A 21,885-nucleotide genomic window follows, 5' to 3' on the forward strand; every position below is an offset into this window, starting at 1 on the left:
TACTTAACAAGTTTAAGTTAAAAAAATATTTTTATTCAAATTGGTAACAAAAATATTTTCTGTTAAATATTCCTTTCCTTTCTTCGAGTTGAATATGAATATTTTCTGCTAGTTTCAAACTAAAGTTAGGCGTTATATATGATTTGATTTTATAACAATTGAGAACATGTAGATATGCCCAGCATTCCCAACGCCAGGGTTCATCCTTGATTTGATTGGCTAAGAATTGAAACAGCAATTGCATACTGCGCAATAGATAATCTTCTCTACTTTCGTGGCTCAATCGAAAAATATTTTCCCCCATAAAAATGTAATAGCGGCCGTCTTTGACGGAATGGGCTAGTGGGACAATCGGCATTTGAAGTAAAAAACTCAGTACAGCAATACCTTTGCGTACATAGATAGAGCTTTCCAAAAAACTAACTTTCAGTTTTCTCTCCAGCGTATCTTTAGTTCCACTATTTCCATCGGCAAATATCAGCAAGTGTCTCCCCGCACGCATCGTCGTCCTGGCCTTCAATAGTACACTTGGATCGTCGCTCATCAAAAAGCTGTGTGATGTCCCCTTTTCATGACATAGATCACGAAGTGCTGACATTTCTTCCTGATGCTTTGCAAATACTTTTCTATCCATTAAGATATCGAACTGGATGTTATTTTCAGCTAGTATTTGGGGGATATAGGCATGCATCCCCAAGTGATATAGTACCAAAATGCTCGGTTCGGCTTCCGGGAGCGATTCTATAGCGTCAGTATTCCAAATCAGATTAGAATGCAAGGGTTTGGGCAAATGATAATTGCACCATTGTTGGTAAATAAATTGGTGTTGCTCCCATTTCAATCGGGGCATGTAGCGGTGCAGATGCGCCGAAAATAGCGCATAGCTCCAGCTGTGGTTGTCTTCTGAATATATCATTTAAGGCGATTTATTGAAGGGAGGAAGAAAACATCGCTGTTTTCGTTCCTCCCTCAAGGGTATTTGGCTGCGCGAATTAGAAAGTTAAGATGGGACAACTTTCCTCATCTTTGATCTCACCGGAAATAAAAGATTGCAGCTCATCCCATTGTAAAATAGGCTGCGCTTCCATTGCCTGATCTATGCCATTGAATACCTGATCTTTCAAGATTTTCATTTCATACTATCTTTGATTTACAATTGGTCCTTCAAAGGATTGTACCTTCCCTTTGTCGAACACTTGACTACTCCATATCGGATCCGACGGTGGCAAATATGTTAGAACAAATAAATCCTTTCAAAAAAAATTGTACATATACCGGTTAATGTCACTTACAATTCAAATACAGCTTAGATCTGTCATCCACAATCAAAAAATGTCATCTGAAATTTAATTCCGTCAACTGCATTAAAAAACAAGTCATGTACAATTATATTTGGCTCCCTCCAATTAAACTTCATAAAATCATCTTTTAACTATTTATATAATCGAGATGAAAAGAACTTACAAATTTTCTTTAAATGAGGGTTTTAGCGCAGTCAACCAACCTCAGCAAACATTTAGTTACCCCATCCGCAATGCAGAGCAAATGCATTGGCAATCTACCGACAACCAGATTAGCGAGCAGATCTTCGATGGGCGGTATGCTTACCTCTATTATTACGAGTATTGGATCAACGAGGCAATGGATCTCCAGGTGGAGATCACCATGAACGACCTGCATCTCATCTATCCCCAGTTAAGCACAGGGCATATTTACGGCAAACGTATGGATCAATCCTTTACCTTCGAACTATCAGAAGCAAAAGGTGCATATTTTTACCTCGCTAAAGGCATTTACAACCTACACCTGCCAGTAGGCCACCACATTTTGATTGGCTTTATTGTCGATGCGGGCATGTTCAGACCACCTGTCCTACAGCAATTCGCTTTTATCAGACATCTTATACAAGCCAAGAAGGAACAGTCTGCGGCAACACTTAAAAGTGCAGACTTTAGGGTAGGTCCGCTAACCATCAAATATCTGCGCATTCTATTTAGCAAGCTTAACCCCAATACGCTAAACAACGAGCATATCCTGCTCAGATACTTAATTTTCCTGGTTCATCTCAGCCGCTTTAAGCTCATCGAGGTAGAGGATCCGATCCTGCCTCTCCCACAGAAAGCGAAAGAACTGCTCGAAGTGATCGTCTTTCATGAAGGCGCGAAGACGCGCATCCATGAAATTGCTCAGATTCTGGCTGTCGATCCAGCGAGCCTAAGCCGCCGATACCATCAATTTTACGGTATCAGCATGCAGGACGAGCGCAATATGCACTTGCTGGCCTTCGTACAATTAACCATCGTGGAACATGATAAACTGGGGGCTACCGCAGATGAGACCGGATTTAGCGGTCCGAGTGAACTGAACCGATTTATCAAAAAGTTGACCGGCAAAACTGCATTACAGTTTAAGGCCGAAATTGAAAAAAATCTCAAACGCTAAAAACAACTGATAAACTTAAACATGAAATTTAACAACAACAAAAAACTAGGTACTAAAATCACCCAAGCGATTCTTCAGGATGCTTATGAGGCCGTACCACAACTGATGACCTTGTTGGCTCCGGGAGGTTGGCGAGAAAGTTCTTTCCATCAGGAGCTTATGGCCTGCCGTCAGGTATTATATCATGAATTTCTCCATGTGGATGATTATCCGTCCACAGAGATCGACTGTAGGAGATCGGAAACGGATCAGGAAATCAGCTCCGAATCAGCGCTCAGTTTTGATGAATACCTCTACCTCACCTTTCCACCATTGGGTAATGATCATCTAGAGCTCTTCTATATCCTATCCAGCATATTGATTGAAATCACCTTTACCTCTGCTCTCTACCGAGACCATGAGTTTGATGCTTACTATTTTGACGAATTGCAATGTGAAGGTATCATGATCCAGTTGGCGTATGTCAATAATCAGGTCGACAAAGAATGGGCTAATATCGCTTTCACTGCCATGCCGCCACCCTATCTCGATGAGATGGACGTACATCACTGTCTGGAACTTTTGTTCACAATTCTAAAAAAACATGGCTTTAAGCTGGATTATTGGCACGGTGAATTACTCTACATTGTAGAGTTGCAAGATATGTATTGGGCGATTTTGTATGGGGATCTAGACTACGAAGAAAAAGATAGTCGGTGCCAGCAGATCAAATCCGATATCAGCGAAATCCTCGAGCGTTATGACAGCTCCTACATTGATCCGCTTAACCTATCGTCAATTGTCGACCTACTCAACCGGCGCTGGGTATGCCCTTTTGTATTGGCCTACCTCCATGTTTATGATGATTTTCCAAAAGGCTACCCCTATTTACTGTCAGACTATGAAGGCTACTAAGGAGCCCGATCAAACTTGGCATATCGATCGATCAAATTTGGCCTAACACTAGGGTGAGATCAGGTAGTAATTTAGCTTTATAAAACTTGGTAAGCGATTAACAAAAACGGCAATGAAAGAAAACGGAAAATATAGAAAGTATGATGGGGTTGCAGCAGCGAATACAGTTCAAGGCCTGAGGTCACGTAGCTTGTTAGGGCGCAAATTCACCGGGGCGGTTTCTTATAGCAGAAAGCACCCCCAGGAATTTGTCTTGCATGTATTGACTTTCGCTCTGCTCTGTCTGTGGATTTATGTGGGATCGAAAAAGGTATTCACCTACGCCGAATTCAGGGCATCCATGATCAGGCAGCCTTTTGCCGATCAGTATGGGATTATACTGTCCTATATCCTGCCAGCCGTGGAATTAGCCACCGGTATCCTCTTTATTTTTGAAGGCACAAAAAGATTGGGATTCTGGTTAACCCTTATACTGATGCTTGTTTTTTCAGGCTATGTGATTCTTGCCCTACGCGATACCTGGGGCAGTATTCCCTGCGATTGTATACTCGAGTTTCCGATCAGCTGGAAAGCACATCTTTGGGTCAATGGTCTGATCACAATTGCATGTGCTGTAGGCTTGTTATTTGATAGAAAGATAAGGATTTCGCATCGAAGGAAATTGATGACGAAGTTAGGTTCATAAAAAAATTAACACTATCTGCCACAGCGGAAGCTGAACCCTAGGCTGGTTCGGCGGAAGGGCGCGTCTGCCAAAAGACTTAGGGCTTCTCGTCCCTGATAAGCTTCATTTGCCGATCAAAAAGAGAAAAACTAATACAATTTTTAAATACTAAACATCGATATGCTATGCATATGAGAAAATTCAAAATTAATGTAATGGTCTTAGTAGCTTTGGCCGTTGCAGGAGTAACTGGGGCGACATTGACCTCGGCAGGATTGAGCAAGAAAAGCTCAACTCCATGGATCGAAGTAACAACTAACTCTTCATCCGATCCCAATCAAGATCAATTGGGTGATGAGATTTCAGATCCGACAACAGGTAGTGGTCCTTGTGTTTTGACAGTTAAACCCCAACGTTGTGCTGTGCAATTCAATAATCCAAACGATCATGATCTTACCGACATGACCGTCGAGGAAGCATTGCAGCAGTCTGGTGTATCTATAGCAAAGAAAGCCTATAGGCCCTAATGAAAAACAAAAAAGGCCTTGCAATATGCAGGGCCTTTTTTGTTTAACGAGGTATCTGTATCACATCTGAATTTAACATCACACTCTGCGGAATTGGGAAAATATATCGTACATCATTAGGATTAAGGATATATTCCTTTCCTTCATAGTTTCTATGTAATACAATTGCGGTTTCTTTCGATCGATTTAATCTCCGAAGATCCATCCACCTAACTCCTCTAAAAAGCAGCTCTTTTTTGCGTTCATTAAGTACAAATTTTAATGCCCCCTCCTGGTTCAATACTGGAATGGACACAGCACTCTCTCGCTTAAACCTACTTGTCAGTAGCCTTTTGAGGTATGACATGCCTTGATTTATCTCCCCTTTCCTGACTAAACATTCGGCCAGCGTAAGGTAAGACTCATCTAGGGATAATCCCGAAAAATCCACGTAATTTCCACCATATGTACCTCTGAACGTTATTTTCTCCGGATCCTCCGATCTAAAAAACAGGGCTTTTCTCAGATCATTTTGATCAAAGGAATTATAAAAGACATCCGGAATTTTTGCATACGTTTCGCTTATCAGTTCGGCATAGTCTGGCATATCATAAAATAATATTTCCGTATTTCCTGATCCATAGGATGGAAATGGAAAATTCAAATTCGGATCAAGGCTATTGTAATTTAGTAATGTATGATCAGCCTGAATCGTCTTCATGGAATAGACAGAAGCACTATTGTAATCTTCAAGAACGAGATAAACTCTGGCAAGCAAGGCCTGTACGGCAACTTTATCAGCTCTATAAATCGAAAGTCCTTCCTGTGGCAAAAGCGATTCTGCCTCCAACAGGTCTGCTATTATCCTATCATAAGTTTCCTGAACAGTATTTCTAGCATTTTTTTGTTCAGGGTCACTCCCTGTACGCAGCGGAATTCCATAAATAGATCGTTGCTTATCTGTGGGCAATCCAGCAAATTGCATCGCCAAATTAAAAAACATTAAAGATCGTTGAAACAAGCATTCACCTTTAATACGATCATAACGTACTTTATTTATTTCATTTCTTGTGATCTTTTGCAGTCCTTCCAAAATAATATTACAATACAATATCCTACGATATGCACCGTTCCAGTCTTCGCTTTCTGCGTTTCCAAATATATCCTGTTGCCATAAAAAAGCAGCCCTTTCGAAATCTCTTGAGACGAGGCCTACGGAGGCATCACGAACTTCGTACTCATCGCCACTTATCATTCCTAATGTATGACTTGAAGACTGGTTCATTGTCATTGAATTGCCTAGCAAACCATCGAAGTCATCCAGCGTTGTAGGAACGGTTTGACTTTTGTCCCGTTTTAGATCCAGATAATCCGGATTACATGCCAGCAGAAACATGCTGCACAAAAATAATAGTAATGTTTTCATTTTATTAGCTCTTAAAAATCAAGTTGAACGCCTATTGTGTAAGTTCTTGGTTTAGGATAATTAGCCTGATAAAAATCGGGATCCAATCCTGATTTATTCGCTCTATACAGCATGCCTAAATTATTAACGACAGCAAATACCCGGGTTTGAACAAATTTTACATTCCTCCATTTGAAGGTATAAGCCATTTGTATATTCGAAAGCCGTACAAAATCACCTTTCTCAATCAATACCATCGAGTTTGCATAAAGCGCATCCCTTCTATTATCCACGTTTGTGGGCGTAGCAGGCGCCGTCGTAAACTGCTCATCCCCTATTTTCTGCCAACGTCGTTCATAGTCACGATTGCCAATACCATTCGCAAAAAGTTTGCTATAATCAATAGATGCTCTTCTGAGGTAAAATCCCATTTTAAACTCGATGTTTGCATTTAGTTCGAAACCCTTATAATTAAAGCTCTGCATCAGACTGCCCTGCCAGGGCGGGAATCTGAGACCTACATATTCGAGGTCTTCGATCTTCGCATTGTTCATATATTTCAGGTAATCCTGATCACCGCTCGGCGTCAAGATCATTCCATTTTCGGCACTTAGCCCCCCAAATTTCCATGCGTAAAGCTGATCAAGAGACTTTCCTACTGTCGGAACAGGACTAGTTACATAGCTTGAAGTCGAGACACGAGAAGCAGCCATATAATCCGTCACCTTATTGCTTGTATAACTCAATAGTGTGTTGACTGACCATTTAAAATCACCCTGCAATAGCAAAGCACGTAAATTGAAATCAAGACCTTTGGTGATCATGTTGGCATAATTCACTGAGTTATCGATGTAATAAGTACCATCTACCGGACTAATTCCGGTGGTGGGGTCATACAATTTCTGCCCGATGAGATCTGTTCCTTTTTTATGGAAGTACTCGACCGAACCAGTTAATCGCTGTTTCAAAGAGCCAAAGTCTAGTCCAAGATTTAAGATCTTTATTTTTTCCCAACGAAGATTCGGGTTGCCCGCACTGCGGAGCTGACTATAAGGCAAACCGGTCATCAGATCATAATTATTAAAGAAGGCCGAGGGCAGGGCACTCAATGCGGCATTGATATTTCCATTGACTCCATAGGTAGCCCTAACATCCAGTTGCGAAAGCCAGCTATTTTTAAGGAAGTCAAAGGCAATTAGCTTTTCCTTGGCACCCAAAGACCATAGCGGTACACCTTTTTGATTGGTCTTTACACCAAAGATATTCGAGGCATCCCAACGTACACTGCCGCTGAAACTATGTCGGTCTTGTATGGTTAATGAAGCATTTGCAAAATAGGACAAGAATCGCTCGGTGATATCCTGCATATTATTGGGCGGGACAGGAACACGGGCCGAACCGTTTGGTCGCAATTTGTACAGATTAGTATAATCGAAAGCAATCTGATTCGTCAATATATCCCTATTGTAATCAAATAAACGAAATCCAGGCAGATCTTTCGTCAGGTTGGCACTGATCTCCGCTCCAGCCAATGCGCTGAGTTCATAATTAGTAGCAAACTTTTTCTGATAATTTCCTTGCAAACGAAAATTATGATTAACAATATTACGGTTGGTGCCACCTTCCGATATACCACCGTATGGGATGATCCGCGTCATATCGGTCTGCGTGTATTGGTTGACAAGATTCCGTACATAATAACTGTCCTTATCGTACCAATTCTGCGAGCTGTTGTTTATATTCTGGTATTGATATTTGAGGTCCAGAGACAATCCATCAAGCAACCTATAATTTAATCCGGCCGCGAGCAACAGATTCTTGCTTTGGTTTGATTTATTTAAGAGCTCACGGTCTTCCAATGGCTTAAAATCCCAATTGAGCAAGCCTGTGCTTTCAGCCTGTTCTACATATTCCCGTAGATATTTATAGTTAGTTGAAGCCACAGTGCCGTCCACATTACGCAGAAAAGTATATGGAGATAAGGTTCTTGTTCCGTTCAGATTCGTCAGGTTATAACCATTATTGACATTGTCTAATCTTGCAACCTGCACTTCGGTATTCAGTGTTAGCTGGGATGTTAATTTAAGCTCATTAGCTCCACGCAGCGTGTACCGCTGTGCTTTATTACCGATTACATTCAGTAGATCCTTATTGAAGCTACCCGAAAGCACAAAACGGTTTTTGGTAGAACCACCGGAAAGCATCAAGTTGTAACGCTGCGTTACTGCCTTTCGGTAAAGCTCCTCTTTGGCTTCCTGCCGAATATCCTGCATTTCCATACGGTTTTTAATCTGGTCAAATTCGGTCTGATCGATCTTATTTTCCTTCAATTTGAACAAGAGCGAGACATAATCGGGCAGCATTGTCTGATTGGCTTTCTTATAATAACCACGGTCGAACAATGTTTTTTCGACCTCCATCATGCTTTTGGAATCCAGAAAATTGGGATTGTAAAAAAGATCGGGCCGATCGGACAGGACAAGCTGAGTACCGAAGCTTACTTTTATAGCATCGCTCGCCCGTCCTTTTTTTGTTGTAAGTACAATCACTCCGTTACCAGCACGTGCCCCCCATATACTTGCGGCAGCGGCATCTTTTAATATCGTGATACTTTCAATGTCATCAGGATTGATCGTATTGATACTTCCTTTGTATGGAAAATTATCGAGGATAATCAATGGCTCAGTGCTTGACTGAATAGAACTCAGGCCCCGAAGTCGTAAAGCAGGTTCACCTACATTTTCATTGACGTTAAACTTCCGATCGAACTGGAGGCTTGGAGTAATCCCTTCAAGTCGTTCAATGATGTTACCATTGGGATTAAACTGCAGCTGTTTATTGTCAATGGTATTAAACGAACCCGTTACACGACTTTTGTCGACCTTGTAATAACCTGTATTAACCAATACCTCGCCCAATTTTTGTTGACTAGTGGATAGTACAACGCTAATATGCTGGTCCCGCCCCTGTTCCAGTCCTATTACCTTGCGTTCATAACCAACCATACTAAATTGGATACGGGAGTTACTGCCCAGGAGGAAAGCAAAGGAACCATCCTTTGCACTTGATTGCTGCAGCCCTTGGGGCAACAACACAATTGACACCTTTTCTAAGGGATTTCCGATACTATCGGACACTATCCCGTTGACCCGATTTTGTGCCCATAATAGTGCTGGGAAGAGATAGATATAGAGTAAAATGATACGTTTCATTTTCTAGCAAAGATTAAGGATTAACGATTGATTTTTTTGATTTCCGAAACGCGTAGCATAGGTACGTTTCGATCCCTGATAACGATTTTCATACCGTAGCGTTTCAATTCCTGTTGTACAGACTGTAGTTCCCTTGCCTGTCGCATGGATTTAGGGAATGCAAAAGATGCCATGAAATCGTTTGGTATATCCGTTTCGTTAATGACTGCATTTTCATCTAGCTTGAGCTGTTTCATATTTCTGAGCGGTGAAGAAACAAATAGCTGAAAATGTGGCTGATCAAAAAAGGCAACCTCTGCCTGTACACTATCAGCAGATTGTTTTGCTGATAAGTGCTGCTGCAATAGCTGTTCTACGGCCGATAATGGCTTAAGTCTTTGCAGTGCAGCGTACCGCTTTCGGGGGCCTCGAATAAGCTCTACTTTTAACCCAAAATGAGCAAGTATTGCCTTTTGAAGCCTTTGCTGTAAGAGATGCCTGGCGTCAGCATCAGTATACGATGCCGGTAGTTGTAGGGCATAACTATAATAATTGTGCAACATCCAATCCTTTACTTTCAGGTCCTGCGCATAATCGCCTTGATAACTTGGCACAGGCTCATTAAAAGATTGCTTTTGCAGGGTAGATGGCGATACATTCCACTGAAAGGCTGATGTAATATCAAATAGCTGGAAGACATCCTGATGAAAAGCCTGATAAATAAGCTGGTCCAATGGATTATTTATTGAATAGATCAACATACTGTCCCTGCCACGATGAATAGTCAGGGGAACCGTAAAATATTGATCCACGAAACCAGCCATCTTAAAGCCCTTTTGATCTACCAAAAGATCTGCTTTACCATTGTTCATTGTAAACAAGGACTTGTTTGGATCTACCGCTTTAATAGTATTGTTCTGCACCATCTTGGGCATATCTTCATGTAGGATCAATGCGATATTCTCCTTGGATACATAGTCTGACTTGGGTTTGGCAACCACCTTCCCTTTGTAGATCCAGATCATATGCGGTAGGCTTTGGTGCGGAAACATTTTGGCCAATACCGTATCCTCGGTAATGGATCGATAGTCCCAAGCAAAACGATCCGCTATTTTGATCAGATCTTTACAAGACTGATAAGTAACTGGGATAATCTTTACTTTGGACGGATCCAATTCTTTGGATATGGAATCCATTTTCATCAGGTAGTACAGACAAGGCTTACACCAGTTGGCCCAAAAGTCCAATACGATTAACTTGTCATAATCGGCACTCAGATCACTGATTGATTCAGCTTTAGATTTAAGGTCAAATAACTTATACTTTGTTGTATAGAAGTTTTCCGGCACTTTATCGCCTACAAATAAAGAACTCGAATCGGGCGTATAAAATTGTGCCTTTAGCATGGTAGGAAAGCACAATGAAAATAAAGCGATTAAAAGATTCAGTTTTTTAATTGCTGATCTTGAAAGTAGCCCATCGGCCCCGCTGTTCTTGCGGGACGTCTGAGCTGATAAACTAAACATAGAAACTAAGAAGTATAAGATCACAAGTACCGTGATCTTTAGTATTTGGATATATAGCAGTGCGCTGCTATTGAATTGTAGTTTTAATTTTTTCATCATTTTAGGAATTGGTATTGGATGGGGATATCCGATTAAAGAAATCGGAGATCGCTTTAGAAGTATCTATTGCTTCTTTGTTTACTCCTATTGAAATAGATACCTTACCAAGATCCAATTGAGTCATGTGGATCATTAAATAGGCTATCAGGACGCGGAGAAGTTCGACGGAAAATTCAGACAATTGGGGGTTGACCTTCAAATTCTCCTTATCGCTCGTGTCGGGATGTAAAACAACGATATAGTCTTGGATTGTACTTAAAGGATACTTATCCCAAAAGTCTTGAACATTTTTCACAGGATCATATCCTGATCTATGAGTTTCATAAATTACCAAATCCAGTAGAATTAGGTGAGCATAATCAGATCTCATTCATTAGATTTTTAATGGCGAGTTTAGAGCATACCTATTCCAGTCCGACTGAATCGGTTACTTTTTAGGCCGTAAACCGCCCGTGATAAAATTGATTAATTGGGGAGCTAGAATTCTTTTGAATGAGTATCACTAGGTAAATAATTGGGCGTCTCGAATTCCGTAGCTGATGTGGCCAGATCATTGCTGGCTGAATCGCACCGAGCTACTCGGGGGATTTGAAAATGTTTTTTGTGGATTGTTTTTTTTGATTCATAGCTCACTTAATTTAAGTTTTATAAAGTGAGTCCCTCGAGGTTATTAAGAACTATAGCGGGCTCCTATCAACCGTATAGCAGGCTTCCGACGGCCTAGTGAAACGGAATTACGATAGTCGCCCACGAGCTATAGCTTGCACAAAAGTACAAAAATATCTACATGGGCATTGGACTACCGTCTCGTTCACTAGTAATTTGTCGGAATTCACTATCGAGACTCTTTTAGTCAAATGCTATTCTATCCAAAAATTGAATGAATATTAAGCAAATATACAAATTCCATTCATTCAATACAAATATGTATCGAATAAAATTCCCGAATATATCAACATTTGGTTTATGACCAACTATTCAAAAATCGAAATAGAAATTATTAATATCTCACTAGGACTAACTGTCAAATTAAGGAGGCTAGAACACAAGTACTCCCAGCTTGACTTGGGTATTATTAGTGAGACCGACAACACCTTGATAGGTAGGATTGAAAGAGCTGAACATATAGTTGGTTGGAATGTCATCATGTTGGTGAGCCAAAAATTAAATATTAACTTCTCATCACTATTTGTACTTAAGACCAAGGCAGAAGTTTTAGAATTAATCGAGAATTGTTTAGCCCTAGAAACAAAGTTAACACAGCAGAAAAGAGCGTTTTATGACAAGTTGAAGGGGAGGGTAAATGAATTATTTGATAGAATACCGTAGATCGCTATTATACTACATTTGACAATTACTGGATTGAATAAAAAAAAGAGAAAATTAGAAATAAATTTTAATACTTTTCACAAAGGGAATAGTTCTAAGTATAATATTACAAAAAATTGATTACTCAAATTGTCTATTAATTTTAGTTATTTGGATTTAGAGTTTTTTAAAAGAACAGTTTTAATTTTTTGTGTCACTTCAGAATAATTAGTAGGCTTAATAATCAACTCTAAGATATTTGGATCTATTTTTTTTGCTTCCAATCCCTCTTTTATCTTATTATTCCCAGTTAATATAATAACCTTACGTAATACGTTATCATTATCTTTCCAGTAATTCAACAAACTATATCCATCCATATTGCTTGCTGTGGCTAAATCTATATCAATGAAAATGACAGAGTACTGACTAATTTTATTTAAATCACATAATTGTGTTTTAGCAAAAACATCAATATCCAATTTACTATCAAAATTTAATTCATTTGCCGCCTCAAAAGCTATCTTAACAGAGTCATATTCATTTTCAAATACAGCTATTTTCATCGATTATTTTAATATCTATTCTAACAATAATTATACTTAAAGGAGCATCATGCCGAGCTTCTAGGAATACATCCATCTCATTTAAAGCATCTTTCATTAAGGCTATCCCATGTGTGGTACGTTTTAAAATTTCTCTCCTATCATCGCTATTTAAATCTAATATTAGCTTATCTATTTCTGAAGCCGGTTGCGAATAATCATTTGAAAACGTAATACTAAGATTGTCTTTAGATATAACAAAATCACATTCAATTTTGTTTTTTGAATACTTTTGTATGTTATTTAGCCAATCAGATAAAAACACTTCCAACCCCTCTTCATTAATATTAACATGCCGAGTATTAGATTCTGGAATATTATGAATCTTTACCTCCAAGTTTGGAAAATACACCGAAAAAGTCCTAGCTAATATAGCATATATTTTTACAATTGATACTTTTTTAACGGTTAAAAAGTTATAGGGATTATCGTTTTTCTCCAACAAATAACTTGCTCTATCAGTAATTGTCTTGAGCTCTATCCTTGATCTAGCAACTTCCGATTCAATATGCCGATCCATGATTTTCTTTTTATCAGTAGGCATTTTCCCAATATCTTCTAACATTTTGATAAGATTACTGTATGACCCCAAATGGTTTCTGATAAAATGCATCGTTTTGATCGCGTATGTTACATATTGCCGCTTCTTCGAAAGTTCTCTTGTGGTTTCATTTCGTTGGTCTGATAAGTCCTTCTCTGCTACTAAAATATTCGATATTTTATTGAAAATCGGGCTAAACATTTGAAAAAAATCGAATCCTTTATACAGAAAATCTAAATCCCCTTCTAACAAAAATGCATACACGTATTCATAATCTTGCGCTACTGAATATAGAAAAATATTATTTTCGGAATTTATCAAATCAAACTTTGACCTTACATTGTAAGTGATTCCCTTTGCTCTTAACGTATCCAATAATCCATCTTCTATTCTACTTTTCCAAACAAATTTAGAGCCATTAACAACTACTAACCTATTATTAATTACGGCATAACAAATAATATCTTTGATAAGTTTCTTATTATTACCAATTAAAGGGTTAAATGTCCAAAGATGATTATTCAAAATTGGAATAAACTCACCATAAAATTTGTAAACATGTTTAAGATATCCCTTCCTGATGTAATAATTATTAATAATTTCCTCTAACTGATGAATAACAAACCTTACAGAGCTTCTAACAGAATTTAACCAAGCTAAAAAAAAGAGATAAATAAAGCCTACAGCAGGTAATATAAAAGTACGCCATGACAAAAACGTATAACTATTATAAATAACAAGAAGAATTAAATAAGCTATTATGGGTAAAGGAATAATGTATTTGAGATCTTTACGGGTTACGGTCGAGAACGAGCTAATAATAGGAGATATTAAATACAAAAAATTAACCGGCAAATTTGGGTTATTTCTAAATAAAACAACGAGAATTAACCCATAGGAGAAGAAAAATTTCAGTGCCGGCGTTTTATCAAATTTCAAAACCAACGAAAAGAAAATTATTGATGACATCACCACCGTTACAAAAGGTATTGCCTCTTCATTTGTAAAAAAAACAACAACCGATAGCGCGATTAGCAGAATCGAAAAAATTATACTGTTAAATATTGTAAAACGATTATCAAATTTAAACATGCTATTTTACAGAAAGTTTATCAATCAGTCTTAAATATATAAAATTAACAATGAGAAGTATATAGGCTAATTTTGCTAACACTAAAATTACTACCGAAATAAATCCCGTACCGTCGACCTTTAAATCATTGTCAATATCCAAAAACAAGGTCAACATATTGGCTATATGATTAAAAAATTGATTAGTGGTATAATTATGATAGCTGATCTCAAAAACAGCTAATTTTTCATAAGGTGTAGGCACGAGAACCAAAGAAATTGCCACAAAGGTTATTATTATTGCCAAAATGAGATTCCGTATATTGAAACTAGCTAAAAGCAGTATAGATAGCATACGCGCGCAAACTCTCTTTTCATTCCAAAGAAACTTAATCCTACATTCATGCCTTTTATTTAATAGCCAGTCAAAAGTTTCTTCAGTATGATTTAACTTTACTATTGTTATACAATAATCAACGAAGGAAACCCTTTGACTTAGTGGCAACAAATCGATTAGGTCATTTAATTTAGCCAAATTTACTTTATCATATCCATGCGCGCTATGCTTAACGGCTTTTAAATGAAAGAAAAAATAGGATTTCATAATTTTATAAATTCTATCATTTCTCCCTAAATCTATGTTTAAGCTTATTAAATTCAATAATAAATTACTTTTTTTAGCATAGGTACATTTAGTCTTTAAAGCTAGCTCAATAGCTAATATAAATTTTCTTTTTACATCGTCCTTATCCATCTAAAAAAATAAACTTAGAAGTGTAAAAATGTTTCTTACTTAATACTATGTTCTCACATGAGTAGTAATTTTTAAGATAATTCAATATACTTCTAACAAGGTTAATAATATTTCAAAAATAATATAAAAATTTATTATTATATCGCTAAATATATAAAAACAATCGTTTATCAGATCAAAGATAATTAAAGTATCTTTTAAATTAGGATCTTGTCATATATTCAAATATTTTGTGTAATTTAAGTCATACAGTCGTTGGTTTAAAAAGATATCGGCACCTATTTTGATTATATAACCTTATATTTACAAAAATTTTTGAGTACAGCATAATGGCAGCATTGGAACAAATAAAGAGCTTGATTCGTTCATTTGGCGAAGGAGACGAAAGTCGTTTCTATGCCACTGCTATGCAAATAGCTGCCGCTGAAGCGCGCCAAGGCCATACCGTCTTAGCCGAAGAGCTCAAAAAAATGATCGACAAAGCGAAGCTCTCTAAAAGTAAAGAGTCTGTCCTGATAAAAAAGCTTCCTGTCAATAGTGCTCAAAAAGAATTAGACGATTTACTAGAATTAGTTCGCCCTGAGGTAAAACTCAAAGACATGGTGCTTTCCAAGAATGTACGAAACTCTATCCAGCGTGTACTCGATGAGCAACGTAAAATAGACATTCTCGAAAGTCATGGTCTGACTGCTCGTAGAAAGCTTCTTTTTACTGGTGCTCCAGGCTGTGGTAAGACAATGAGTGCTCATGTATTGGCGAGTGAACTGGGCCTCCCCCTATTCATCATCAGGCTCGATGGGTTGATTAGTCGATATATGGGTGAATCCATCGCAAAGCTCCGCCTAGTATTTGACGCCATGCGTGATTTTAGAGCTGTATATCTTTTTGATGAGTTTGATAGTATAGGTACTTCACGTTCCGCAGGAAATGAAGTCGGCGAAATAAAGCGTGTACTAAATAGCTTCTTGCTACAGATTGAAAAAGATGATTCAAGAAGTTTGATCATCGCTGCAACTAATCTCCCTGAATCTTTAGATGTGGCACTATTCAGACGCTTTGATGATATTATTCAATTTCCTCTCCCTACTGAGGAAGATATATACCAATTATTTGATTTAGAATTCACTGGGTTTGACCTCCCCTCTACTATAGATCTAAGAAAAGTTACTCATAAAGCCATCGGATTAAGCTTTGCAGACATCCACCGTATTGTAAGTGATGTATGGAAAGATTATCTCGTCTATGGCGATAAAAATGTGAGTGAAGAAAAAATACTACATTATGTAGAAGGAAGGAAAAGACCTTTTTAAGGGACTTATTCTTTTTTCCAATATGCCAGAAAATAACCTACCCCATCTAGTAATAGATGGAAATTTTTATGATGCGCAAAATTACACCTCTAATATTCAAGGTGGTCCTACTATATTAGCTCGTAGCGGTATTAATCGCCAGCAACAAGGAGATTTCGTCAAAGTCAGATTCGATGAAGCTTTAAATGACTTTTGGAATGGTAAACAGATTCAAGACTTTGTTTATATAGTTTTTAAATCCGCGCCGGATTTCCCACTTGATATTGATAAATTTGATGATAAATCTAGTTTCCGTATTGCGTATACAAGGATATGCCAAGACGTAGATGAAGAAGGCAGGACATTCAAGTATCAAGAAGCAGGCATATACTTAGACAAAACAGCAATCACTAACTTTCTAAATAAAGTAGATGAATTTCTTACTAAGAATACACCTCAAAGTGAAAAGGCGGGTAATCCTAAACCTAGAAATTATTCTTTAATAGCAAATATAGAGGATATTCGTGCTGCCACTCTAGCAGCATTTTGGCAGGAGCCTGAAAATGAATTTCCTAATGCGGACGAAAGTATTTGGTGGGAAGTATGGTTAGATTATGATAATAACAATGACTACATTGAACATTGCAAAGATTTTCTACAGCAACAAGGAATCCAAATTGGCCAACAGTGGATCTGCTTTCCTGAGCATACAGTAGGATACATTAAAGGCACTCCGCGGCTAATGGAAAACTTACTCTATTTAGAATGTCTAAGTGAGTTACGTAAACCTCGTGATTTGACAGATTTTTTCACATACGCTACGCGTATCGAACAAGATAATTGGATTAATGATTTGTTACAACGAGTATCCAATAGCTCTGACCAAAATAAAATATCTGTATGTTTATTGGACACCGGAGTTAATCGTGGTAATCCATTATTAACTCCTCATATTAAGGAACACTATCTCTCTACAGTCTTTGCAGATGGCCATGTTGCCGACAAAACTGATATGCGTAATGGCCATGGGACTCCCATGGCGGGACTAATTCTGTACGGAGATTTATCTGAAGTATTTGGCAACAACCATCCTGTAAACATTCCTTTTAAATTCGAGAGTGTAAGAGTCATAGATCACACCAAAGCACATGACCCACTGAATTATGGTTTCGTAACGATCGATGCTGTCTCTAATGCCGAAATCATGAATCCAGATCATAAACGCGCAATTTGTATCGCTGTAACATCTAATGATAATCAGCATTTGGGGAAACCGTCACTTTGGTCCGCTACTATTGATATGCTTTCTTTTGGAACAGAAGATATTAATGAAAGAAACTTGTTTATCATTTCTTCTGGAAATTTAGCAGACGAAATTCGTAATGAATATCCACTAATTAATGATGACCATAGTATTAATGATCCCGCACAAGCATTTAACGCTTTAACTGTGGGAGCATATACGTTGAAAGATAGAATAGATCTAACTATCCATCCGCAATCAGAATTGCTTGCGAATCGTGGAGCAATGTCTCCTTGTAACACAACCTCAGTAAATTGGAACAATGAATGGCCTAGAAAACCCGACATTGTAATGGAAGGAGGTAATCAGACACTACAATACGGAGGTGTATTACGACCTGATTCGCTTCAACTATTAAGCACATCCCGTGGCACTACACAAAATTGGCTAACATCATTTGGAGATACAAGTGCAGCAACAGCCCTAGCTAGCCGATTTGCTGCACAACTATATATTGCCTATCCTAATTTCAGACCGGAAACAATAAGAGCTCTTATTGTCCTTTCCGCTGAATGGACTCCCAGCATGTTAAACAACAGAAAAATTGGACAATTGTCACCTGCCGAAAAGACAAAACTTTTACAGACTGTGGGATATGGTGTTCCTAATCTATCTAGAGCAATTAAAAGTGCTTCTAATTCACTTACTTTAATATGTGAAGCTGAGTTAAAACCATATAAATATGAAGAGTCGCGGGTTAAAACGGACCAATTCCATTTATACAACTTACCTTGGCCGGTAGACGCACTAGCAGAATTATATAATACACCGGTACAATTAACTGTTACCCTGTCTTATTTTGTCGAACCGAATCCTGGAAATAAAAGGTATGCAAAGGCAAACAACTATATGTCGCATGCATTAAGATTTAAAATGAACGATACGAACGAATCTCCAGATGCATTTGCAGGAAGAATTAGTGCTGAAATGCGGGAAGATGATTATCAAAATGAGGGTCGTGAACGAAACTGGAAATTGGGTGAAGACCTACGGAATAAAGGATCTATTCATAAAGATATATGGGAAGGCAATGCTGCTGATTTAGCAACTCGGAACATTTTGGCAATATATCCGACAACAGGATGGTGGAAAACTCGGAGAAAATTAGAACGCTATAACAATTCTATTCGATATAGCCTGATCATTAGCATTTCGTCTCCTAATAGTGACATTGATATTTACACACCTGTCAAAAATTTGATTGAGACTAAAGTAGCTATCCCTGTTGAAATTAGAGTTTAACCATGTTGAGGTAAGTGGATGGTGAAAGTTCAATAAGAGATCATTTAGGTTTTCCTCCAAAGTGTGCATTTATTTCTGAGAAGCAAAATGGTATACCCGACAGAAGACAACGGGTTACTCCTGAAACGAAACCCAAACACCCGGAGCTGAAACCGCACAAGCACAAACCTGGAGATTCGAAGTAAAGAAACAAGGGATTCAGCTATACTTTATAGCTAAATCCCTTGTTTATAAGTCGCAATTTTAATAGATCTTCAAACGCACAATAGTGTACATTCTTTTGACTACGGCATTAGAGGTTCTATTCCAAAGTAAAATCTATAATTTCTTGTTTCTATACTACAGCCATTGGTGATCACACATTGTAGAACAAGCCAACCACCTGCCCCCCTAGAACTGACTTGCACATAATTCCCACTGGCAGTCCAAGATACGATCGGGCTCCCAGCCGATTTAGAAACTAAAGACCAAGAATAACTCGTTTGACCAGCAGATTCATAATTATTAAGATTCATACTACCTTCGTACTTGACATTACCAGTCCCTTGTAGCACTTTAAATGTTTCATAATCATAAGCCTCTAAATGATCTAAGTTTTCAAATCCTATTACAGTGCTCCCTCCTACCATTATATTTTTATCATATATTCTTCCATCTATAGTTGATCTCAATTTGACAGTACCATTTGCTGTACCAATTCGAGTCACTTTCCATTGATTGTTGCCCAATGCCGTAAGAGTCGCGACATTAGCCGCATTTACAAGTGTTACAGTACCTGGGTTGACAATAGTATAAATATCTTCGGCACATGTCTGCGCTGGGCCAGTAATAATAGAAGTAAAATATACATCTATTTTAGACATTTCACCCCATTCGGAACAATTCGATGCTTTTCCTGCCACCATGATCGACCTCAGCTGCGTATCATTTATGTTTAAATTAATTGTAGGTGCTGTTGTGATGGTTTGAATCCCAGTATTTGTCGTCCACAAAAATGAAGCGGCAGGAAAATTCGCGTTGACAATATTGGCTGTATAAGTTTTAGTTCCCGTAAAATTACCCGGGATTTCCTTATCGCCACTGATATTGTATCGAGATGCAGTCTTGACTTTAACATCCAAATCTTTATAGGTGGATCCACCTGATGTCCCCCCTGTTCCAAAGGTTTCGTACTGAACACGGAGCCTCCATTTACCCTCATCAGTAATATTTCTATTCCATCTAACAACTACAGTATTTGTATTCTGGCTAACAATCGTCCCATCCACCACAGACCATAGGAAATAGTTATTAAACGAAGCCCCGCTAAATGAATATTGATAGTTAACTTCTGGACAAGGATTCGCTTCCCCTGATATAATTTGCCCGATTAGTTTATTTGAACAAAGGACAAATAAGAATAATATTATAAGATTTATTTTAGTTTTCATTTTTCAATTAATTTAGGTGACCACTCTTCAAATTCTCCATCTTTTACATCTTTAGAAAAGATTTTATGCATATAAATCTTCCCATGCTCTCTCAATGTAATCTCCTGACTACTATAAGATCTTTTACCTGATTCCGCATCTGCATCCAAAATCACAGCGATTAAATACTTTCCGGGACGATAATCTTGCAATTGAATTCCTGAGCTTTTAGTGATATTCTCTGTTTTCACTACTGTATTGGTTTTCGTATCAACTGCTATCCCTTCTAGTGCCTGATCTACATCTTTTATTGCAAGAGTCTTATCATCACTAGGCCACATAATAATTGTCGCTTCAACCGGCGATACGTAAAATTTTTGCCAGGGATTATATTTAATTGCACTGGTCCGAACGTGAACAACCGACATCTTTTCAGGGATTCCCATAAATGGATTTTGAGGTTGTTGATATAATCTATCTAAACCAATGCTTTCTTCCTGAATAAAGGGCTCATCTACCCTTTTTGAACAACCTGATAAGATTGAAATTAAAATTGGGAGTAATATAAATTTACTTTTCATGTTATTTATTATTAATGATTAAACGCATTTAACTTGTCACCAAAACAAAATATATTGATGATCAAATGACATTCTATTTTTTTAAGAACCCTCTTTCTAACGCCAAGATTTCGCTTATAGACAGATTACATTTATCTGTCAAGCTGTTTTTAATTAAATTGTGTTTTGCCATATTTTTATTCTTTTAAGTATATAGCAAAAGTAGCCTGGCTTGCACCGCTATCTGAGGAAAAGAAGGGGTAAGTAAGCGGTAGTGAAGAGATACCGAAAAGTCGGGGCATGTCTTTCATAATACTGTAAGGGAAACCGTAGGAATAACTATTTAGGGTAGCTTAGATTTGCCAAAACATACACCAATCACAAAATTTAAAATCTGTATTATGTTTAGGAATCTATTGAAAAGAAAAATACTAGCCAATTATATATTGTTATCTGTCTCACTCTTATCGCTGAATGGATGCAGTAAAAATCAAGAACCAATTGTGGAACAACCTACCGATGAATTTAGCTACGAAGTCGAATGCACAAACTGTAAAATCACTTATACAGATAAATCCAACGTCACAAAAACAGTGAACCATACAACTGGAAAATGGGAATACAAATTCGACCAGAAGATTAGTTTCGAACTAAAACTATCAATCAAGACATCCTTAAGTTCGCAACAGACAATTAATGCCTATATCTTAAAAAACAAAGAAGCGGTATTTGGTGATGTCGGCTACAATCAAACAACAATTACCTACGACACCCAAAATGCAAGAGGATCGGCAGTCTACGGTTCATACAAAAATACAGACACGGGCAACGGTGGAAATACTGGTGGCAGCACCAAACATACATCCTCCGTCTGCGGTGCTAAAAACAAATCGGGCGGTTACTGCAAACGTGTAGTTGTTGGTGGTGGAAGATGCTGGCAGCACCGATAGTGCCCCTTCTTAAAAACAAAAGCAAAAACGCGGACATTCTATATCAGCGGAAAAAGGGCTCATTTATATCGTTATAAATGAGCCCTTCTGACCTATAAAAAACTTCTTTTCTTGCCTATGATAATT

Annotated in this window: 19 protein-coding genes; 8 read left to right on the forward strand and 11 right to left on the reverse strand. The window is 37.9% G+C overall.

The window, feature by feature from the left end:
* Nucleotides 1-31: 31 nt before the first annotated feature.
* Both M2419_RS04055 and M2419_RS04060 read right to left on the reverse strand, forming a co-directional pair.
* Nucleotides 32-916, reverse strand: a complete 885-nt coding sequence (locus M2419_RS04055; protein WP_259254275.1) for a hypothetical protein — start codon at nucleotides 914-916, stop codon at nucleotides 32-34.
* 76 nt (nucleotides 917-992) lie between these two features.
* Complete coding sequence (locus M2419_RS04060; protein ID WP_157626165.1) at nucleotides 993-1,133, reverse strand: hypothetical protein; 141 nt, start codon at nucleotides 1,131-1,133, stop codon at nucleotides 993-995.
* A gap of 316 nt (nucleotides 1,134-1,449) precedes the next feature.
* Here M2419_RS04060 and M2419_RS04065 point away from each other — a divergent pair, with 316 nt between their 5' ends.
* From M2419_RS04065 to M2419_RS04080, 4 genes are all read left to right on the forward strand, one after another.
* Nucleotides 1,450-2,442, forward strand: a complete 993-nt coding sequence (locus tag M2419_RS04065) for an AraC family transcriptional regulator (RefSeq protein WP_259254277.1) — start codon at nucleotides 1,450-1,452, stop codon at nucleotides 2,440-2,442.
* Nucleotides 2,443-2,463: 21 nt separating this feature from the next.
* Nucleotides 2,464-3,336, forward strand: a complete 873-nt coding sequence (locus M2419_RS04070; RefSeq protein ID WP_159727990.1) for a hypothetical protein — start codon at nucleotides 2,464-2,466, stop codon at nucleotides 3,334-3,336.
* Nucleotides 3,337-3,448: 112 nt separating this feature from the next.
* Nucleotides 3,449-4,021 carry a MauE/DoxX family redox-associated membrane protein gene (locus tag M2419_RS04075; protein ID WP_259254279.1) on the forward strand — a complete coding sequence of 191 codons (573 nt, stop codon included), beginning with the start codon at nucleotides 3,449-3,451 and terminating at the stop codon, nucleotides 4,019-4,021.
* 170 nt (nucleotides 4,022-4,191) lie between these two features.
* Nucleotides 4,192-4,527 carry a hypothetical protein gene (locus M2419_RS04080; protein ID WP_259254280.1) on the forward strand — a complete coding sequence of 112 codons (336 nt, stop codon included), beginning with the start codon at nucleotides 4,192-4,194 and terminating at the stop codon, nucleotides 4,525-4,527.
* A gap of 43 nt (nucleotides 4,528-4,570) precedes the next feature.
* On the opposite strand, the gene M2419_RS04085 is transcribed toward M2419_RS04080, so the two are convergent.
* From M2419_RS04085 to M2419_RS04100, 4 genes are read right to left on the reverse strand one after another with little or no spacing between them, the layout of a single operon-like run.
* The gene (locus M2419_RS04085; RefSeq protein WP_259254281.1) at nucleotides 4,571-5,932 is read right to left on the reverse strand and encodes a RagB/SusD family nutrient uptake outer membrane protein; all 1,362 of its coding nucleotides are present in this window, start codon (nucleotides 5,930-5,932) and stop codon (nucleotides 4,571-4,573) included.
* Nucleotides 5,933-5,943: 11 nt separating this feature from the next.
* A complete protein-coding gene (locus M2419_RS04090; protein ID WP_259254282.1) occupies nucleotides 5,944-9,123 on the reverse strand; it encodes a SusC/RagA family TonB-linked outer membrane protein in 3,180 nt (1,059 codons plus the stop codon).
* A 20-nt stretch (nucleotides 9,124-9,143) separates the two neighbouring features.
* Entirely contained in the window at nucleotides 9,144-10,727 is a 1,584-nt protein-coding gene (locus M2419_RS04095; protein WP_259254284.1) for a redoxin domain-containing protein, read from the reverse strand.
* A 1-nt stretch (nucleotide 10,728) separates the two neighbouring features.
* Complete coding sequence (locus tag M2419_RS04100; RefSeq protein ID WP_259254286.1) at nucleotides 10,729-11,097, reverse strand: hypothetical protein; 369 nt, start codon at nucleotides 11,095-11,097, stop codon at nucleotides 10,729-10,731.
* 596 nt (nucleotides 11,098-11,693) lie between these two features.
* On the opposite strand from M2419_RS04100, the gene M2419_RS04105 reads away from it, so the two are divergent.
* On the forward strand, nucleotides 11,694-12,056 hold the full coding sequence (locus M2419_RS04105) for a hypothetical protein (RefSeq protein WP_259254287.1): 363 nt from the start codon (nucleotides 11,694-11,696) through the stop codon (nucleotides 12,054-12,056).
* A gap of 146 nt (nucleotides 12,057-12,202) precedes the next feature.
* Here M2419_RS04105 and M2419_RS04110 read toward each other — a convergent pair whose 3' ends face one another.
* From M2419_RS04110 to M2419_RS04120, 3 genes are read right to left on the reverse strand one after another with little or no spacing between them, the layout of a single operon-like run.
* The gene (locus tag M2419_RS04110) at nucleotides 12,203-12,601 is read right to left on the reverse strand and encodes a response regulator (protein ID WP_259254288.1); all 399 of its coding nucleotides are present in this window, start codon (nucleotides 12,599-12,601) and stop codon (nucleotides 12,203-12,205) included.
* On the reverse strand, nucleotides 12,582-14,273 hold the full coding sequence (locus M2419_RS04115) for a hypothetical protein (protein ID WP_259254289.1): 1,692 nt from the start codon (nucleotides 14,271-14,273) through the stop codon (nucleotides 12,582-12,584). Before M2419_RS04115 ends, M2419_RS04110 begins: the two co-directional genes overlap by 20 nt.
* A gap of 1 nt (nucleotide 14,274) precedes the next feature.
* On the reverse strand, nucleotides 14,275-15,006 hold the full coding sequence (locus M2419_RS04120; protein ID WP_259254290.1) for a hypothetical protein: 732 nt from the start codon (nucleotides 15,004-15,006) through the stop codon (nucleotides 14,275-14,277).
* Nucleotides 15,007-15,335: 329 nt separating this feature from the next.
* Between M2419_RS04120 and M2419_RS04125 the strand changes: the two genes are divergently transcribed.
* Nucleotides 15,336-16,316: an AAA family ATPase gene (locus tag M2419_RS04125; protein WP_259254291.1), complete on the forward strand. Its 981-nt coding sequence runs from the start codon at nucleotides 15,336-15,338 to the stop codon at nucleotides 16,314-16,316.
* A 22-nt stretch (nucleotides 16,317-16,338) separates the two neighbouring features.
* Nucleotides 16,339-18,840, forward strand: a complete 2,502-nt coding sequence (locus M2419_RS04130; protein WP_259254292.1) for a S8 family peptidase — start codon at nucleotides 16,339-16,341, stop codon at nucleotides 18,838-18,840.
* 284 nt (nucleotides 18,841-19,124) lie between these two features.
* Here M2419_RS04130 and M2419_RS04135 read toward each other — a convergent pair whose 3' ends face one another.
* Together M2419_RS04135 and M2419_RS04140 are read right to left on the reverse strand one after the other, a co-directional pair.
* Entirely contained in the window at nucleotides 19,125-20,108 is a 984-nt protein-coding gene (locus tag M2419_RS04135; RefSeq protein ID WP_259254293.1) for a hypothetical protein, read from the reverse strand.
* A gap of 158 nt (nucleotides 20,109-20,266) precedes the next feature.
* Nucleotides 20,267-20,830 (reverse strand): hypothetical protein, encoded by a 564-nt coding sequence (locus M2419_RS04140; protein ID WP_153847614.1) that lies wholly within the window; start codon nucleotides 20,828-20,830, stop codon nucleotides 20,267-20,269.
* Nucleotides 20,831-21,210: 380 nt separating this feature from the next.
* On the opposite strand from M2419_RS04140, the gene M2419_RS04145 reads away from it, so the two are divergent.
* Nucleotides 21,211-21,759, forward strand: a complete 549-nt coding sequence (locus M2419_RS04145; RefSeq protein WP_259254294.1) for a hypothetical protein — start codon at nucleotides 21,211-21,213, stop codon at nucleotides 21,757-21,759.
* The last annotated feature ends 126 nt before the right edge of the window (nucleotides 21,760-21,885 follow it).

Source organism: Sphingobacterium sp. BIGb0116, assembly GCF_024808035.1.
Lineage (GTDB): Bacteria > Bacteroidota > Bacteroidia > Sphingobacteriales > Sphingobacteriaceae > Sphingobacterium > Sphingobacterium paramultivorum.

What these genes read in the sequence shown, in the direction of transcription:
- M2419_RS04105 (WP_259254287.1), top strand. Translation starts at nt 11,694, where the DNA reads ATGACCAACTATTCAAAAATCGAAATAGAAATTATTAATATCTCACTA.
- M2419_RS04075 (WP_259254279.1), top strand. Translation starts at nt 3,449, where the DNA reads ATGAAAGAAAACGGAAAATATAGAAAGTATGATGGGGTTGCAGCAGCG.
- M2419_RS04110 (WP_259254288.1), bottom strand. Translation starts at nt 12,601, where the DNA reads ATGAAAATAGCTGTATTTGAAAATGAATATGACTCTGTTAAGATAGCT.
- M2419_RS04140 (WP_153847614.1), bottom strand. Translation starts at nt 20,830, where the DNA reads ATGAAAAGTAAATTTATATTACTCCCAATTTTAATTTCAATCTTATCA.
- M2419_RS04125 (WP_259254291.1), top strand. Translation starts at nt 15,336, where the DNA reads ATGGCAGCATTGGAACAAATAAAGAGCTTGATTCGTTCATTTGGCGAA.
- M2419_RS04095 (WP_259254284.1), bottom strand. Translation starts at nt 10,727, where the DNA reads ATGATGAAAAAATTAAAACTACAATTCAATAGCAGCGCACTGCTATAT.
- M2419_RS04145 (WP_259254294.1), top strand. Translation starts at nt 21,211, where the DNA reads ATGTTTAGGAATCTATTGAAAAGAAAAATACTAGCCAATTATATATTG.
- M2419_RS04060 (WP_157626165.1), bottom strand. Translation starts at nt 1,133, where the DNA reads ATGAAAATCTTGAAAGATCAGGTATTCAATGGCATAGATCAGGCAATG.
- M2419_RS04115 (WP_259254289.1), bottom strand. Translation starts at nt 14,273, where the DNA reads ATGTTTAAATTTGATAATCGTTTTACAATATTTAACAGTATAATTTTT.
- M2419_RS04130 (WP_259254292.1), top strand. Translation starts at nt 16,339, where the DNA reads ATGCCAGAAAATAACCTACCCCATCTAGTAATAGATGGAAATTTTTAT.
- M2419_RS04120 (WP_259254290.1), bottom strand. Translation starts at nt 15,006, where the DNA reads ATGGATAAGGACGATGTAAAAAGAAAATTTATATTAGCTATTGAGCTA.
- M2419_RS04100 (WP_259254286.1), bottom strand. Translation starts at nt 11,097, where the DNA reads ATGAGATCTGATTATGCTCACCTAATTCTACTGGATTTGGTAATTTAT.
- M2419_RS04090 (WP_259254282.1), bottom strand. Translation starts at nt 9,123, where the DNA reads ATGAAACGTATCATTTTACTCTATATCTATCTCTTCCCAGCACTATTA.
- M2419_RS04070 (WP_159727990.1), top strand. Translation starts at nt 2,464, where the DNA reads ATGAAATTTAACAACAACAAAAAACTAGGTACTAAAATCACCCAAGCG.
- M2419_RS04055 (WP_259254275.1), bottom strand. Translation starts at nt 916, where the DNA reads ATGATATATTCAGAAGACAACCACAGCTGGAGCTATGCGCTATTTTCG.
- M2419_RS04085 (WP_259254281.1), bottom strand. Translation starts at nt 5,932, where the DNA reads ATGAAAACATTACTATTATTTTTGTGCAGCATGTTTCTGCTGGCATGT.
- M2419_RS04065 (WP_259254277.1), top strand. Translation starts at nt 1,450, where the DNA reads ATGAAAAGAACTTACAAATTTTCTTTAAATGAGGGTTTTAGCGCAGTC.
- M2419_RS04080 (WP_259254280.1), top strand. Translation starts at nt 4,192, where the DNA reads ATGAGAAAATTCAAAATTAATGTAATGGTCTTAGTAGCTTTGGCCGTT.